This is a genomic window from Streptacidiphilus alkalitolerans, from assembly GCF_042511045.1.
GTDB classification, from domain to species: Bacteria; Actinomycetota; Actinomycetes; order Streptomycetales; family Streptomycetaceae; genus Streptacidiphilus; species Streptacidiphilus alkalitolerans.
This window is the reverse complement of the sequence record NZ_JBHEZX010000026.1, coordinates 17,302-31,482: the sequence shown is the minus strand read 5'-3', so window position 1 is coordinate 31,482 and position 14,181 is coordinate 17,302. Positions and strand designations below refer to the sequence as shown.

The following is a 14,181-nucleotide window of genomic DNA, read 5'->3' as shown; positions in this document are numbered from 1 at the left end:
GGCTACTGGCTGCCGCAGCCCGTCGTCGCACCGGCGGGCGGCGCGGAGGCTGCGGGTGAGGGGGCCGCGAACGGCTTGCCTATGCCGTGGAAGTCCTGACCCAGCGTCAGCACCATCCGCCCGATCGGATCGCTGGTCTTGCCGTCGCCGTGCAGCGCGGTGGCCGGCAGGCCCAGCGCGGCGGCCAGGGTGCGGGCCTGGTCGACGTGGTTCGGCGCGTACACCAGGGTGGTGGCCTTGGCCGTGGCGGGCGCCGGGCCGCCGTTGCTGGAGCGCAGGAAGCCCTCCTGGCTGCTCTGCAGCCAGGTCAGCACGGCCTCGGCCTGGCCGATGGTGCCGGTGCCGTTGAGCACGGTCACCCTGACGTTGACCGCGGTGGCCCGGCTGCCCTGCAGAAAGGTGCCGGACACGGCCGGCTCCGGCACCGGGCCGGTGGCCACGGGCTGCGCCGGGCAGCTCGCCGACCCGCTCGGGCCGGGGGCCGCGCCGGAACGGCCGCTCGCGCCGGTGCTGTTGCCGCTGTGGTGCAGCAGCAGGTAGCCGCCGGTGCCGCCGACCGCGAGCACGAAGCAGACCGCGCCGGCGATCCAGGGGCCGCTGCGCCGGGCGGCCCGCTCGCGCCGCCGCGCGGCCCGGCGCGGAGCGGTGCCGGGCGGGACGGTCGTCGCGGCAGCCGGGACGGGCGCGGCCGGTTCCGGCGCCGGGGCCGTTTCGCCGGGCAGCAGCATCCGGTACTCGCCCGTGCGCGGGTCACGTACCCAGAGGTCTGCGGCATCGGCGCTCTCGGCGCCTGTCCCGTATCCCGACTGCACGTGCTGCTCCGCTCTCCCTGGGCCTCAGGAGTGTTCCACCCGAGTCGGCCACAGTAGCCGGTCACCCCGTGAGTGTGGTGAGGGGCAGGGGGGAAGTACGTCAGGAAGAGGAGCAGATGTCCTGGTTTGCGGTACGGCCGGAGAAGGCGGGCGAACGCGGGTCCGAGCCGGTGCTCGCGCCGGACGTCGGGGTCGGGCTGGGCGTCGGGCGCGCCGAGCCGGTCAGCCCTATCGGGCGGTCGTCGCGGATCTGCTGGAACAGCTCGTCGGCCTGCGGCTGCTGGAACTGGTCCCGGTTGTGGTCGTTGACATAGGGCTCACGCGGGGCGGTCAGCAGCACCAACTGGTCCGCGGGCATGCTCTTCAGGCTGCTCGCCAGGCTGTACAGCTTGCTCACGGTGTTCAGGCCCGGGTCCACGGTGATCGCCGAGGTGGCCGCGTCCAGCAGCGGGAACAGCTTGGCCGGGTTCAGCAGCACCCCGTCGCTCTCCGCCTTCTGCATCAGCGAGGAGAGGAACTGCTGCTGCCGCCCCATCCGCTCGGTGTCGCTGCCGTCCCCGATGGTCTCCCTGACCCGAACGAAGCCCAGCGCCTGGGTGCCGTTGACGGTCTGCCGTCCGGCCGGGAGGTAGAGCTTGGCGTCCCGGTCGGCGACCGGCTTCGCCAGGCAGACCTCGACCCCGCCGACGGCGTTGACCATCTTCTTGAAGCCGCTGAAGTCGATCACCATGAAGTGGTCGATCCGCACCTTGGTCAGATTCTCCACGGTGCGGATGGTGCAGGCCGTGCCGCCGTAGGAGTAGGCCCAGTTGAACTGGGCGAAGGTGGCGCCGGTGTGCCCGCCGTCGGGCAGCTGGCAGGAGGGGATGTGGACCATCGCGTCGCGCGGGATGCTCACCGCCACGGCGTGGGTCCGGTCCTGCGAGAGGTGCAGCAGGATGGTGGTGTCCGAGCGGGCCCCGCCGTCGGGGTCGCCGTAGGAGCTGTCGGCGCCCGCGCGGGTGTCCGAACCTATGATCAGGATGTTCTCGGCGTCGTAGGCGATCGGGGCGACGGTCGGCCGGGCCGACGGAGGGCCGAGCAGGGTCTCGGTGGTGGTGTCCGTGGTGATGTTCCGGTTGAGCCGCTGGTAGCCCAGCCAGACCGCGCCGACCCCGGCCACCAGGGCCAGCCCGGTGACCATGGCGACCCAGAACAGGATCCGCCGCCGACGGCTGCGGCGCCGGGGCGCGGGCCCGGAGTCGGGTTCGGTGGATTCGGAGTCGGGCTCGGGGACGTCTCCGTCGTCGCTCATCTCGCTGATCCGCCCGGTGAAGGTAAGCCGCCATGGATGTTCACCTGTCAGACGTCTGATCGACGCCCGACAGTTGCACGGCTTCTTTCCTTCTTTCCCAACTCCGAACGTACCGGCGTCAGGTGACCCGGTGGGTCACCCGTTCCGAGGCGATCCTGGCGTCCAGCACCTCGTCCGCCAGCTTCTCGCTGTTGCGGCAGAGCACCACCGAGGCCCCGGCCGCCAGCGGCGCCAGCAGTCCGCCGCCGAGCCCGGCCCAGTCGTCGAAGGACAGCGTGCTCAGCACCCGGTCGCCCGGGCCGAGCTCCAGCCTGGAGGCCTGCTCGGCGGCCAGCGAGACCGCCTGCGCCCCGGTCAGCTGCTCCCCGTCGATCACCAGCGCCGGACGGTCCGGGTCCACCGGCGCGTACGGGACGAAGCGGTCCCCCTGCGCGGGGACCTCCGCCGCGTAGTCCAGGAACCCGTCCGGGAGCTCGGGGAACCGGCCGCCCAGCGGGCGCAGGGCCAGGGCCACCCGCTCGCCGGGGCAGGCCAGCGCCGCGTCGAGCGTGTCGGGGCCGCTGACCACCAGCGAGGCCTCGGCGGGATCGCCGCCGGGGCACACGGTCAGGCCCACCGACCAGCAGGCGAACAGCCAGATGGCGGTCTGCCAGTGCGCGGGCAGCAGCAGCGCCGCCCGGTCGTCGGGCGCTGCGGCGAGGTCGTCCTGCAGCAGGTTGGCGGTCTTCGCCACCCAGTTGTCGAACGTCTTGACGGAGAGTTCGACTCTCTCTCCGGTCGCGTCGTCGTAGTAGGTGATCAGCGGACGGGCGGGGTCGGCGGCAAGGGCGGAGCGCAGCAGATCGGCGGGGGTCTCTGCGCCGCTGAGGGGTGTCTGGCTCATGGTGGGCTCCAGCCTATGCCCTGGGGTCAACGGGGTCGCGCACCTGTACGGCCGAAGAGTCCGCCGCGTCGGAACAGGAGCCGGACAGGTCTACACCTTCCGGAAATTCCCGGCGCGCCCACGGGGTGCCGGGAGCCCACCGTAGTCTTGCGGGGTGAATCTGACGGGTGGGGGCACAGTGGCGCCGGCGCTGCGGGTCTGGCGGCCCGAGGGCCCGCTGGACGTCCACGGCACGCTCGGCGTGCTGCAGTTCGGTCCCCGCGACCCCGCCTACCGGCGGACCCGGGACGGCGCGCTCTGGCGCTGCTCACGCACCCCCGGCGGCCTCGGCACGCTCCGGATCGCGGTCGGGCCCGCGGAGGCCGGGGCGGTCCCCGAGGTCGAGGCCCAGGCCTGGGGCCCCGGCGCGGACTGGCTGCTGCGGCAGCTCCCGGCGCTGCTCGGCGCGGAGGACGACCCGTCCGCCTTCGACCCCTGCGGCCACCCGCTGCTGCACGAGCTGAAACGCCGCCACCCCGGGCTGCGGATCGGCCGGACCGGCCTGGTGATGGAGTCGCTGGTGCCGTCGGTGCTCGGGCAGCGGGTCACCGTGGGCGAGGCCCACGACGCCTGGCGCGCCCTGCTGCTCCGCTACGGCGCGCCCGCGCCGGGACCGGCCCCGGACGGGATGCGGATCGCCCCGGCCGCCCGGGACTGGGCCATGGTCCCCTCCTGGGACTGGCACCGGGCCGGCGTGGACGGCCACCGCTCCGCCACCGTGGTCCGGGCCGCCCGGCTCGCGGCCCGGCTGGAACAGGCCTCCGCGCTGCCGCCGGCCGAGGCCGCCGCCCGACTGACCGCCGTCCCCGGCATCGGCGTCTGGACCGCCGCCGAGACGCTGCAGCGCAGCAACGGCGACCCGGACGCGGTCACCGTCGGCGACCTGCACCTGCCGAACACCGTGGGCTGGGCCCTGGCCGGACGCGAGCGCAGCGACGACGCGGAGATGCTGGAACTGCTGGAGCCCTACCGGGGGCACCGGCACCGGGTCTGCCGACTGCTGCGGACCACCGGCGTCCGGGCCCCGCGGCGGGCGCCCCGCTACGCCCCGATCGACTACCGCGGCATGTGACGGCGGCTCAGCGGGCCCAGTGCGCTCAGCGTGGCTCAGCGGGTGACGATGAAGGCCGCGGTGTCCCTCGGGGCCCGCTCCGGCGCCGGGGCGGCCGGGTGGCCGACCGCGACCGCGCCCATCGGATCCCAGTCCTGCGGCAGCGCCAGCACCTCGCGGACCACGTCCCTGCAGAACATCGTGGACGACACCCAGGCCGTGCCCAGGCCCTCGCCCGACAGGGTGACCAGCAGGTTCTCCACCGCCGCGCCCATCGCCACCACGAACATCTCCCGCTCGGCGGCGGCCCGGGCGGCGTCCGGGTAGTCGTGCGCGCCCTCGGTCACCAGGCAGGGCACCACCAGGTACGGCGCGTTGCGCAGCACATCGCCGCGCCGGACCCGGGTGGCGACCCGGGTCTCGCTCCAGCCGTCCAGCTCGCGCAGATCCCGGTTCCAGGCCGCCAGCATGGCGTCCAGCAGCCGGGTCCTGGTCTCCGCGCTCTCGACCAGGACGAAGCGCCAGGGGGTGGTGTGGTGCGGCGCGGGCGCGGTGACCGCCGCCGCGACCGCGCGCCGGACGGCCGCGCCGTCCACCGGTTCGGCGGTGAAGCCGCGGACCGTGCGCCGTCCGGTGACGGCCTCGCGGACCGCCTCGGAGGTGCCCAGCCGGAACATGTCCTCGGCGGCCGGGCGGATCATCGGCCGGATCCCCGCGCCGTCCTGCTCGGTCACCAGGTGGCCCAGGCCGCGGACCACCGCGACCGGTCGGCCGCCGGTCTTGCCCTTCACCAGGTCCGCCGCCGCCGCGAGCTCGTCGGCGGTCGCGGTGACCGTCATCGCCAGCTCGTTGCCGTGGGAGTCCACCCGGCCCCGGTGGTCCTCCAGCACGTCCAGGCCGGCCGCGCCGATGGCGACGTCGGTCAGCCCGTTGCGCCAGGGCCGCCCGAAGGTGTCGGTGATCACGACCGCGATCCGACGGCCGGTCAGTTCGCCCAGCCGCTTGCGCAGCGCCCGGGCCGAGGCGTCCGCGTCCTCGGGCAGCAGCAGCACGGTCCCTGACGGGGTGTTGGACGCGTCCACCCCGGCGGCGGCCATCACAAAACCCTGCCGGTTCTCCACGATCCGGGTGCGCCCGCGGCGGGCCACCACCCGGACCGTCTCGGCGTCGATCGCCGCCTCCCGGTCGTCCGCGCGGACGATCCGGCCCTCGGCCTTGCTCACGATCTTCGAGGTCACCAGCAGGATGTCGCCGTCCTGGAGCCCGTCCGCGGCCCCGGCTGCAGGCCCGTCCGCGGCCCCGTTGAGGGCGTCGGCCACCAGCGCGCCGAGGTCGTCGCCCGGCGCGATCTCGGGCAGCCCGGCGAGGGCCCGGACGCTGACCTCGGTCACGCGGTCCGCACCGCCTCGGCGAAGGCGAGCGCGGCCCGCGCCATCGCGGTGGTGGCGTCCACGTCCGTCATCCACAGCGGCACCGCCCGGCAGGGGATCCCGGCGGCCTCGACCTCGGCCACCGCCGCCGCGTCCGACTCGTCCACCAGCCAGCCGTCGAGGAGGTCGGAGCCGTAGTGCTTGGCGACGGCCGCGGCGGAGGTCTCCACGCCCACTGCCTCCAGCACCTTGTCCGCCATCCCGCGCACCGGCGCCCCGCCGATGATCGGGGAGAGCCCGATCACCGGTGCCGCCGCCTGCGCCACGGCCCGGCGGATCCCCGGCACCGCCAGGATCGTTCCCACGCTGACCACCGGGTTGGACGGCGGCAGGATGACCACGTCCGCCTCGGCGATGGCCTCCAGCACCCCGGGCGCGGGCTTCGCCGTCTCCGCGCCGACCGGGATGATCGCGTGCGCGGGGATCGTGGCGTGGTGCCGCACCCAGTACTCCTGGAAGTGCACCGCCTTGCGCTCCCCGTCGATGTCGGTGAGCACATGCGTCTCCACCCGGTCGTCGGACATCGGCAGCAGCCGCACCCCCGGCTGCCAGCGGTCGCACAGCGCCTCGGTGACGGCGCTCAGCGGGTAGCCCGCGCCCAGCATCTGGGTCCGCACGATGTGGGTGGCGAAGTCCTTGTCGCCGAGCCCGAACCACTCGGGTCCGACCCCGTACGCCTTCATCTCCGCCTTCACCGAGAAGGACTCGTCGGCCCGTCCCCAGCCCTGCTCCTCGTGGATCCCGCCCCCGAGGGTGTACATGACGGTGTCCAGGTCGGGACACACTTTCAACCCGAACAGGTGAATGTCGTCGCCGGTGTTCCCGATGACGGTGATCTCACTGTCCGGGCCGACCGCCTGCTTCAGGCCGCGCAGAAAACGCGCGCCTCCGATTCCTCCGGCAAGTACCACGATGCGCATGCCGTCCATCCTCGCATCCGCCCCCGTCAGCCCACCTTACGGACCCCTGACGGATCGTCCGCCGCCCTCCCGGAGGCCCGGTCGCCTGGCCTAGCGTCGGCGGCATGGATGTCCTTCTCACCGGCGGAGCCGGCTTCATCGGCTCCGCGATCGCCGCCCGCCTCACCGCCGCCGGACACCGGGTCCGGGTGCTGGACGCGCTGCTGCCCGCGGTCCACCCCCGGCAGCGCCCGCCGGGGTTCCCGGACGGGGTCGACTTCCTGCACGGGGACGTCCGGGACCGCGCGATCGTCGACCGCGCGCTCCGCGGCGTCGACGCGGTCTGCCACCAGGCGGCGATGGTCGGCCTCGGCCTCGACCTGCAGGACGCCCCCGCGTACGTGGGCTGCAACGACCTGGGCACGGCGGTGCTGCTCGCGGCGATGGCCGGGGCCGGGGTGGACCGGCTGGTGCTGGCCGGGTCGATGGTCGTCTACGGCGAGGGCCGCTACCGCTGCGCCGCGCACGGCGAGGTCGCCCCCGGGCCGCGCCGGACCGCCGACCTGGACGCGGGACGCTTCGAGCCGCCCTGCCCGCACTGCGGCGCGCCGCTCGCCCCCGGTCTGGTGGACGAGACCGCCGCACCGGACCCGCGCAATGTCTACGCCGCGACCAAGCTGGCGCAGGAGCACCTGGCCTCGGCCTGGGCCCGGGCCGCCGCGGGCCGGGTGACCGCCCTGCGCTACCACAACGTCTACGGCCCGGAGATGCCCAGGGACACTCCCTACGCCGGGGTGGCCTCGATCTTCCGGTCGGCGCTGGCCCGCGGCGAGGCGCCCCGGGTCTTCGAGGACGGCGGCCAGCGCCGGGACTTCGTCCATGTCTCGGACGTGGCCTCGGCCAACCTCGCGGCGCTCGATGCGCTGGGGGAGCGCCCGCCGGGCAGTTCGCGCTGCTACAACGTCGGCAGCGGCGAGGTGCGGACCGTCGGCGGGATGGCCGCGGCGCTGGCCGCCGCCCACGGGGGTCCGGCGCCGGTGCTGACCGGCGAGTACCGCCTCGGTGACGTCCGCCACATCACGGCCGACTCGGCCCGGCTGCGCGACGAGCTGGGCTGGCGGCCCGCGGTGGGATTCGCCGAGGGCATGACCGCCTTCGCCCACGAGCCGCTGCGCGGCTGAGCCGGACGTCGCGCTGAGCCGGGCTCAGCCGGAGGTCGCCGCGGCCGGCAGCGCGATCTCGAAGCAGCAGCCGCCGTGCACATTGTGAACCGAGGCGTGCCCGGCGTGCGCCTCCACGATCCCGCGGACGATGGCGAGCCCGAGCCCCGCGCCGGTGTCGCCGTGGTGCTGGACCGCCCCGCCGCGGCCGGCCACCCCGGCCGCGGCCACCCGCGGGGTGCGGGCCGTCCCGCTGCGCCAGCCGGTCTCGAACACCCGGGGCAGGTCCTGCTCGTCGATGCCGCCGCAGCCGTCGGTCACCGACACCACCACCTCGCGCTCCCGCTGCCGGGCGGCGACGGCCACCGTGCCGTCCACCGGGGTCGAGCGGATGGCGTTGATCAGCAGGTTTCCCAGCACCCTGGTGATCTCCCGGCTGTCCACCTCCACCGGCACCGGCGCGATCCCGTCCCCGACCAGCCGCACCCCGCGCTCCAGGGCCAGCGGATAGGCGCCCGCTATGGCGTCGCCGACCAGGTCGTAGACCGAGACCCGGGACAGGCTCAGGGTCAGCGCCCCGGCCTGGATCCGGGACAGTTCGAAGAGGTCGTCCACCATCCCGGTGAGCCGGTCCACCTCGGTCCTGATCCGGGAGTGGTAGCGGGCGGGGTCGTCCGCCACCCCGTCCTCCAGCGCCTCCGCCATCGCCCGCAGCCCGGCCAGCGGGGTGCGCAGGTCGTGCGAGATCCAGGCGATCAGCTCCCGGCGGGAGGACTCCAGCGCACGCTCCCGCTGCCGTGACTCGGCGAGCCCGGCGCTGGTCGCCGCCAGCTCGGAGCTCAGCGCCGCCAGCTCCGCGCTCAGCGGCTGCGCGGGGGCGGTGAAGCCGTCGTCGCTGCCGACGGTGCGGGCGGCGACGGTCAGCGCCCGGCTGCCGGCCACGACCTGACGGCTCAGCAGCGCGGCCACCACCAGCGAGACCACGCAGCCCATCGAGAGCACCACGGTCACCACGGCGTAGTCGTGCCGGTCCAGCAGCATCGCCTGGGCGACCGCGATGGTGCTCCCGGTCAGCGACACGGCGGTGACGGCGGCCACGGTGAACAGCGAGAGCGCCAGCGAACGCCGCCGCAGCAGCACGATCGCGGGCCAGCCGAGCAGACCGGCCAGGGCCGCGCCCAGCGACGCGTAGCAGGCCATCACCAGGAAGTCGTTCATGCGTCCACCTCACCGGCGGGATCGAAACGGTAGCCCACGCCCCAGACGGTGGTGATCAGCCGCGGCGCGGCCGGATCGTCCTCCACCTTCTCCCGCAGCCGCCGCACATGGACGGTCACGGTCGACATGTCGCCGAAGTCCCAGCCCCACACCTGGTGCATCAGCTCCTCCCGTCCGAACGCGGTCCCCGGGTGCTGGAGCAGGAAGGCCAGCAGGTCGAACTCCCGGAGCGTGAGCGCCAGCTCGCGCCCCGCGCGATGGGCCCGGCGCGCGCCGGGGTCGAGCGTCAGATCTCCGGCGCGCAGCAGTTCGGGCGCGGGCGCGGCACCGTCCTGCGCGCCGCCCGGCAGGGTGCTGCGGCGCAGCACCGACTGGATCCGCAGCACCAGCTCGCGCGGCGAGAAGGGCTTGGTGACGTAGTCGTCCGCGCCCAGTTCCAGGCCGGTGATCCGGTCCTGCTCGTCCCCCTTGGCGGTCAGCATCACCACCGGGACGTCCCGTGCCACCGGGTCGGCCCGGAGTCGGCGGCAGACCTCGAGGCCGTCGATCTCCGGCAGCATCAGATCGAGGACGACCAGGTCAGGACGGGTCCTGGCGGCCTGTTCCAGGGCGGCGCGGCCGTCCGCGGCACGTTCGACCGTATAGCCGGCGTGCAGCAGGTAGCGGGCGACGACCTCGGCCACGGTGGGGTCGTCGTCGACGACGAGGATGTGGGATGGGGGCACCTCTTGAGAGTAGAAGCCGCCGGACCGCGCCGATCCGGTCCGGCCCCGGCCGTAGGACTTCCGTAAGGAGCCAATGGGGCATTTGTCCCCCTTGTCGCTCCTACCGTGATCCCATGACCACTCTTCGACCGTCCCCTGCGGTGGACGTCGTCCTGCCCTGTCTGGACGAGGCACAGGCACTGCCCTGGGTAATCGAACGGATGCCCGATGGGTATCGCGCGATCGTCGTGGACAACGGCTCGACCGACGGCTCCGCCGAGCTCGCCCGGCGGCTGGGCGCGCTGGTCGTCCACGAGGACCGGCGCGGCTTCGGCGCGGCCTGCCACGCCGGACTGCTGGCCGCGACCGCCGAGTACGTCTGCTTCTGCGACTGCGACGCCTCGCTCGACCCCGCCGAGCTGCCCGGCCTGGTGCGCCGGATCCAGGACGGGGACGCGGACCTGGTGCTGGGGCGCCGACGGCCGACCGCGCGCGGGGCCTGGCCGCTGCACGCCAGGATCGCCAACGCCGAGCTGGCCCGGCGGCTGCGCGCCCGTACCGGCGCCGAGCTGCACGATCTCGGCCCGATGCGGGCCGCCCGGCGCGACCGGCTGCTCGACCTGGGCCTCGGCGACCGCCGCTCCGGCTACCCGCTGGAGATGGTGCTCGCGGCGGCCGGCGCCGGGATGCGGATCGCCGAGCGCGAGGTCGGCTACCGCCCCCGCGCCGGACGCTCCAAGGTCACCGGCACCCTGCGCGGCACCCGGCAGGCGGTCCAGGACATGGCCGGGCTGCTGGCCGCGCCCGCCCCGACGCTGCTGGTGCTGGCCAAGGCGCCGGTGCCGGGACGGGTGAAGACCAGGCTCACCCCCGGCTGCACCCCCGCCCAGGCCGCGGAGCTGGCCGAGGCCGCGCTGGCGGACACCCTGCGCACCCTGGGCCGGGTGCCGGCCGGACGCCGGCTGCTGGTCCTGGACGGCGCCCCCGGCCGCTGGCTGCCGCCCGGCTGGGAGGTACTGCCGCAGCGCGGCGGCGGCCTGGACCTGCGGCTGACGGCGGCCTTCGCCGCGGCGGAGCGGGGCGGCGGCCCGGCGCTGCTGGTCGGCATGGACACCCCGCAGCTCACCGCCCGGATGCTGGCCGAACCGCTGTCCCCGGCCGCCAGGGTCGGTACCGACGCCTGGTACGGCCCGGCCGCGGACGGCGGCTTCTGGGCCCTGGGCCTGGCCCGGCCGACCGCCGAGCTGGCCCGCCGGCTGCTGCACGGGGTGCCGATGTCCACCGCGCACACCGGCGCCGAGCTGCTGCGGCGCCTGAACGAGGCGGGACTCGCGGTCACCGTGCTGCCCACCCTCACCGACGTGGACACCGTCGCCGACGCCGCCGAGGTCGCCGCGCAGGCCCCGGACACCCGCTTCGCGGAACGCTGGAACGCCCTGCGGACCGGCGTGGCCGCCTCCGGCGTCGGGGCCGCGGGATGAGCCTGCTCAGCCCGTTCCGCACCCCCTGGGTCGACGACCCCTTCGCCGAGGCGATGCGCAGCGGCACCGGACCGCTCTGGCTCCGCCGCGCCGACGGCCACCGCTACCCCCTGGACGTCGAACGCTGGTGCGCCCCGCCGGACGCCGCCGACCGCACCCTGCTGCTGCGCTGCCTGCACCGCCGGCTGCCGACGATCGACCTCGGCTGCGGCCCCGGCCGCCTGGTCGCCGAGCTGCAGGCGTACGGCCTGCCCGCGCTCGGCGTGGACGTCACCCGTACCGCGGTGGACCGGGCCCTCGGGCTTGGCGGCAGCGCGCTCTGCCGCTCGGTGTTCGACCGGCTGCCGGGGGAGGGGCGCTGGGGCACCGCGCTGCTCGCCGACGGCAACCTCGGCATCGGCGGCGACCCCGGGGCGCTGCTGGCCCGGACCGCGGAGCTGCTCGCGCCGGGCGGAGTGCTGCTGGTCGAGGTCGAACCGGCAGACCTGGACGACCGGGTCACCGTCACCGTCGAGGACGCCGCGGGCCGCTGCGGGCCGCCCTTCTCCTGGGCCAGGCTCGGCGCGAGGGCGGCCCTGGTCCAGGCCACCGCCGCGGGCTTCCGCCCCACCGACGCCTGGAGCGCCCACGGCCGCCACTTCCTGGCCCTGCACCACCCCGGCCCGATCCGATGACCGCCGCCGAAGCTGCCGCCCCCGCCGCTGTCCCCGCTGCTGCCGCCGCCGTCCGCGCCGGCGCTGCCGCCGGGGGCTCAGCTGCTGCCCGGGCCCGGGCCACCGCCCTCGCGGCGGTCGCGCTGGCGGGGCTGACCGCGGCGCTCGCCGCCACCGTCACCTCCGGGGGCACCCTCGGCGCGGTGGGGCCGCTGCGCGGCTGGTATCCGGCCGACGCGGTGCTCTTCGCCCTGGCGATCGTGCTGCTGCGCCGCGTCGGCGACCCCCGCCGCACCGCCGCCCTGGTCCTGGCCGGCAGCGTCGCCCTCGCTCTCACCGGGCTGCTCGCCCCACCCCGGACCAGCGACGACGCCTACCGCTACCTCTGGGACGGCCGGGTCCAGGCCGCCGGGACCTCCCCGTACGCCTACGCCCCGACCGATCCGGCGCTGGCCGGCCTGCGGGCGGCCGACCCGGCGCTGTTCCCGGTCACCGGCAGCTGCACGGGCTGGGACCTGCACCGGTCCGGAACCATCTGCACCCACCTCAACCGTCCGACCGTGCACACCATCTATCCCCCGGTGGCCGAGGTCTGGTTCCTCGGCCTCTACCGGGCGGGCCGGGCCACCGGCGGCCACGGGGTGCGCACCGCCCAGGCCGGGGGCGCGCTGCTCGCGGTGCTCACCACCGGCGCGCTGCTGCTCGTCCTACGCCGGATCCGCGCGCCGCTGCACCGGGCGGCGCTGTGGGGCTGGTGCCCGGGGGTGGCGCTGTGGGCGGTCAACGACGCCCATGTGGACACCCTCGGCGTGCTGCTGATGGTCTGCGGCCTCGCCGCCGTCCGGGTCGGGGCCGGGACGCCGGGGACGGCACCCACGGCGCGCGCCGCCTCCCGGCGCAGGGGGCTGCTCGGGGGCGCGCTGCTGGGGGCGGCGACCGCGACCAAGCTGATCCCGGCCCTGGCCCTCCCGGGCGCGATGGCCGGGGTCCTCCGCCGGGGCCGTCGGCCGACCGTCCGCGACCTGCTGGTCCCCGCCGCCGCCCTGGCGGCCTTCCTGCTCTGCTACCTGCCGTACGTCCTGGTCTCGGGCCCCGGGGTGATCGGCTACCTCCCCGGCTATCTGCAGGAGGAGGGCTACGACCAGGGCAACCGCTTCGGCCTGCTGACCCTGCTCGGCCTGCCCGGACGGCTGCTGCCGGCCCTGGCCGCGCTGATCCTGCTGGCCGCCGTGCTGCTGGTGCTGCGCCGGGGCGACCCGGACCGGCCCTGGCGCGGAGCGCTGCAGGTCACCGGCACCGCACTGTTCCTGGCCGCCCCCGGCTACCCCTGGTACGCGCTGCTGGTGGTGGCCCTGGTCGCGCTGGACGGCGACTGGGAGTGGCTCGGACTGCCCGGGGCGGCAGCCGCCGTCGTGGTGGTCGGCGGCGGCGCGCAGCAGGCCGGCTACACCGCCGCGCTGTGCCTGCTCCTGGCCGGCACGGCCGTCCGCACCCTGCTGCGCACGGCCCGGCTCGACGCACTGACGGTCAGTGCTCCAGCGGCGCTGCTGCCCGTCCCTGCTCCCGCCGCTGCCCGCGCTGTCCCCAGGCCGATCCATACGGGGTCATCTCGGTGAGCCCGGGGAAGTACACATGCAGGCTGACGGCCGGATCGAGCGAGGTGTTGACCACCTCGTGCAGATAACCGGGAGCGAACACCCGCTGGGCGCCCGCGTCGAGCAGCCGCTCGGTCTGGCCCGCCCCGGTCAGCGAACGCTCCGTCAACTCGCCCTCCAGGACCGTGAGCACGCCGGAGGAGCGGCCGTGGTCATGGGCGCCGCTGCCCTGTCCCGGCAGCCAGCTGAGCAGCCAGACCTCGTAGCCGGGGCCGGTCTCCAGCTGCCCGTACCAGCGGGTCAGCGCGTCGTAGCGGACCATCGACTGCCAGCGCTCGCGGTCGTCGGCGACCCGCCGGGCGATCGCGGCGAAGTCGCCCACGGTGCTGGGACGGGACAGTGGCGCGGGCGCGAGGTGTGGCCAGGCGAGCGGGTCGCCGGCGATGCTCACGTCGCTGAGCCCGTCGGTCCACGGGGCAGGGGTGGCAAAGGTGTGGTGAGGAGGCAGTGAAGACATGAAAGGAGAGGTCCTTGCTGGCGCTGTAGTACCGGGGGAGGGGCGCTTCCCGAAGAGGGCTTCTCCGACCGGAGGGTCGGGGCCCTAGCTACAGCGGCAACAGAGCGCGCTGGCGGCACGGCGGAGCTCGGTGACGAGGCTCTCGGAGTGGGCGCGCTGCTCTGGCATGGATTCAGGACACCGTGAACCTCTGCCCACTGTCAACTCGCCCCCCCGGCCGGAGGGGCCGGGTCACCCGATCGGTGGATAAATCAATACCCCGGTTTGGCCCCGAAGATCGCCGGGAACGAGCGGCCCAGGGCCCGAATCCACTCGGACGGGGCAACCAATCGACGTTTGAATGACCGGTCGGATGGTTGGGACTCCGCTTTGTCCGGATATGCACACTTATCGTGGCTGCTTGGTTCCAGGGAGTGAATCCCGGACCCAATACCAGAGCATGGCT

General features: G+C 75.0%; 13 protein-coding genes and 1 pseudogene. 6 read left to right on the top strand and 8 right to left on the bottom strand.

Annotation, left to right across the window (positions count from 1 at the left end):
* Positions 1-2: 2 nt before the first annotated feature.
* The 3 genes from ACEZDG_RS35780 to ACEZDG_RS35770 all read right to left on the bottom strand — a co-directional run bounded on the left by ACEZDG_RS35780 (position 3) and on the right by ACEZDG_RS35770 (position 2,989).
* Positions 3-812: a LytR C-terminal domain-containing protein gene (locus ACEZDG_RS35780; protein WP_380518501.1), complete on the bottom strand. Its 810-nt coding sequence runs from the start codon at positions 810-812 to the stop codon at positions 3-5.
* 100 nt (positions 813-912) lie between these two features.
* Positions 913-2,106, bottom strand: coding sequence for an LCP family protein (locus tag ACEZDG_RS35775; protein WP_380518499.1), 1,194 nt, complete (start codon positions 2,104-2,106; stop codon positions 913-915).
* Positions 2,107-2,224: 118 nt separating this feature from the next.
* The gene (locus ACEZDG_RS35770; RefSeq protein ID WP_380518495.1) at positions 2,225-2,989 is read right to left on the bottom strand and encodes a TIGR03089 family protein; all 765 of its coding nucleotides are present in this window, start codon (positions 2,987-2,989) and stop codon (positions 2,225-2,227) included.
* A gap of 154 nt (positions 2,990-3,143) precedes the next feature.
* On the opposite strand from ACEZDG_RS35770, the gene ACEZDG_RS35765 reads away from it, so the two are divergent.
* The gene (locus ACEZDG_RS35765) at positions 3,144-4,100 is read left to right on the top strand and encodes a DNA-3-methyladenine glycosylase family protein (protein WP_380518491.1); all 957 of its coding nucleotides are present in this window, start codon (positions 3,144-3,146) and stop codon (positions 4,098-4,100) included.
* Positions 4,101-4,135: 35 nt separating this feature from the next.
* On the opposite strand, the gene ACEZDG_RS35760 is transcribed toward ACEZDG_RS35765, so the two are convergent.
* A complete protein-coding gene (locus tag ACEZDG_RS35760) occupies positions 4,136-5,470 on the bottom strand; it encodes a coenzyme F420-0:L-glutamate ligase (RefSeq protein ID WP_380518488.1) in 1,335 nt (444 codons plus the stop codon).
* Complete coding sequence (cofD, locus tag ACEZDG_RS35755; protein ID WP_380518485.1) at positions 5,467-6,429, bottom strand: 2-phospho-L-lactate transferase; 963 nt, start codon at positions 6,427-6,429, stop codon at positions 5,467-5,469. The genes ACEZDG_RS35760 and cofD overlap by 4 nt, the downstream gene beginning before the upstream one ends.
* 104 nt (positions 6,430-6,533) lie before the next feature.
* Between cofD and ACEZDG_RS35750 the strand changes: the two genes are divergently transcribed.
* Entirely contained in the window at positions 6,534-7,589 is a 1,056-nt protein-coding gene (locus ACEZDG_RS35750; RefSeq protein ID WP_380518482.1) for an NAD-dependent epimerase/dehydratase family protein, read from the top strand.
* 24 nt (positions 7,590-7,613) lie between these two features.
* Here ACEZDG_RS35750 and ACEZDG_RS35745 read toward each other — a convergent pair whose 3' ends face one another.
* Both ACEZDG_RS35745 and ACEZDG_RS35740 read right to left on the bottom strand, forming a co-directional pair.
* Positions 7,614-8,786, bottom strand: a complete 1,173-nt coding sequence (locus ACEZDG_RS35745) for a sensor histidine kinase (RefSeq protein ID WP_380518479.1) — start codon at positions 8,784-8,786, stop codon at positions 7,614-7,616.
* Positions 8,783-9,511: a response regulator transcription factor gene (locus ACEZDG_RS35740; protein ID WP_380518477.1), complete on the bottom strand. Its 729-nt coding sequence runs from the start codon at positions 9,509-9,511 to the stop codon at positions 8,783-8,785. Before ACEZDG_RS35740 ends, ACEZDG_RS35745 begins: the two co-directional genes overlap by 4 nt.
* 113 nt (positions 9,512-9,624) lie before the next feature.
* Between ACEZDG_RS35740 and ACEZDG_RS35735 the strand changes: the two are divergent.
* The 4 genes and pseudogenes from ACEZDG_RS35735 to ACEZDG_RS35720 all read left to right on the top strand — a co-directional run.
* A pseudogene (locus ACEZDG_RS35735) lies at positions 9,625-10,338 on the top strand (glycosyltransferase family 2 protein); the annotation flags it as partial.
* Entirely contained in the window at positions 10,312-10,971 is a 660-nt protein-coding gene (locus ACEZDG_RS35730; protein ID WP_380518656.1) for a TIGR04282 family arsenosugar biosynthesis glycosyltransferase, read from the top strand. The pseudogene ACEZDG_RS35735 and the gene ACEZDG_RS35730, both read left to right, overlap by 27 nt.
* Complete coding sequence (locus ACEZDG_RS35725; protein ID WP_380518474.1) at positions 10,968-11,645, top strand: SAM-dependent methyltransferase; 678 nt, start codon at positions 10,968-10,970, stop codon at positions 11,643-11,645. Before ACEZDG_RS35730 ends, ACEZDG_RS35725 begins: the two co-directional genes overlap by 4 nt.
* The gene (locus tag ACEZDG_RS35720; RefSeq protein ID WP_380518471.1) at positions 11,642-13,240 is read left to right on the top strand and encodes a hypothetical protein; all 1,599 of its coding nucleotides are present in this window, start codon (positions 11,642-11,644) and stop codon (positions 13,238-13,240) included. The genes ACEZDG_RS35725 and ACEZDG_RS35720 overlap by 4 nt, the downstream gene beginning before the upstream one ends.
* On the opposite strand, the gene ACEZDG_RS35715 is transcribed toward ACEZDG_RS35720, so the two are convergent.
* On the bottom strand, positions 13,152-13,736 hold the full coding sequence (locus tag ACEZDG_RS35715) for a cysteine dioxygenase (protein WP_380518468.1): 585 nt from the start codon (positions 13,734-13,736) through the stop codon (positions 13,152-13,154). The two genes, ACEZDG_RS35720 and ACEZDG_RS35715, sit on opposite strands and share 89 nt — an antisense overlap.
* Positions 13,737-14,181 lie beyond the last annotated feature (445 nt).

Coding starts and splice junctions, on each gene's coding strand:
- ACEZDG_RS35775 (WP_380518499.1), bottom strand. CDS start 2,106: ATGAGCGACGACGGAGACGTCCCCGAGCCCGACTCCGAATCCACCGAA.
- ACEZDG_RS35770 (WP_380518495.1), bottom strand. CDS start 2,989: ATGAGCCAGACACCCCTCAGCGGCGCAGAGACCCCCGCCGATCTGCTG.
- cofD (WP_380518485.1), bottom strand. CDS start 6,429: ATGCGCATCGTGGTACTTGCCGGAGGAATCGGAGGCGCGCGTTTTCTG.
- ACEZDG_RS35750 (WP_380518482.1), top strand. CDS start 6,534: ATGGATGTCCTTCTCACCGGCGGAGCCGGCTTCATCGGCTCCGCGATC.
- ACEZDG_RS35745 (WP_380518479.1), bottom strand. CDS start 8,786: ATGAACGACTTCCTGGTGATGGCCTGCTACGCGTCGCTGGGCGCGGCC.
- ACEZDG_RS35725 (WP_380518474.1), top strand. CDS start 10,968: ATGAGCCTGCTCAGCCCGTTCCGCACCCCCTGGGTCGACGACCCCTTC.
- ACEZDG_RS35720 (WP_380518471.1), top strand. CDS start 11,642: ATGACCGCCGCCGAAGCTGCCGCCCCCGCCGCTGTCCCCGCTGCTGCC.
- ACEZDG_RS35715 (WP_380518468.1), bottom strand. CDS start 13,736: ATGTCTTCACTGCCTCCTCACCACACCTTTGCCACCCCTGCCCCGTGG.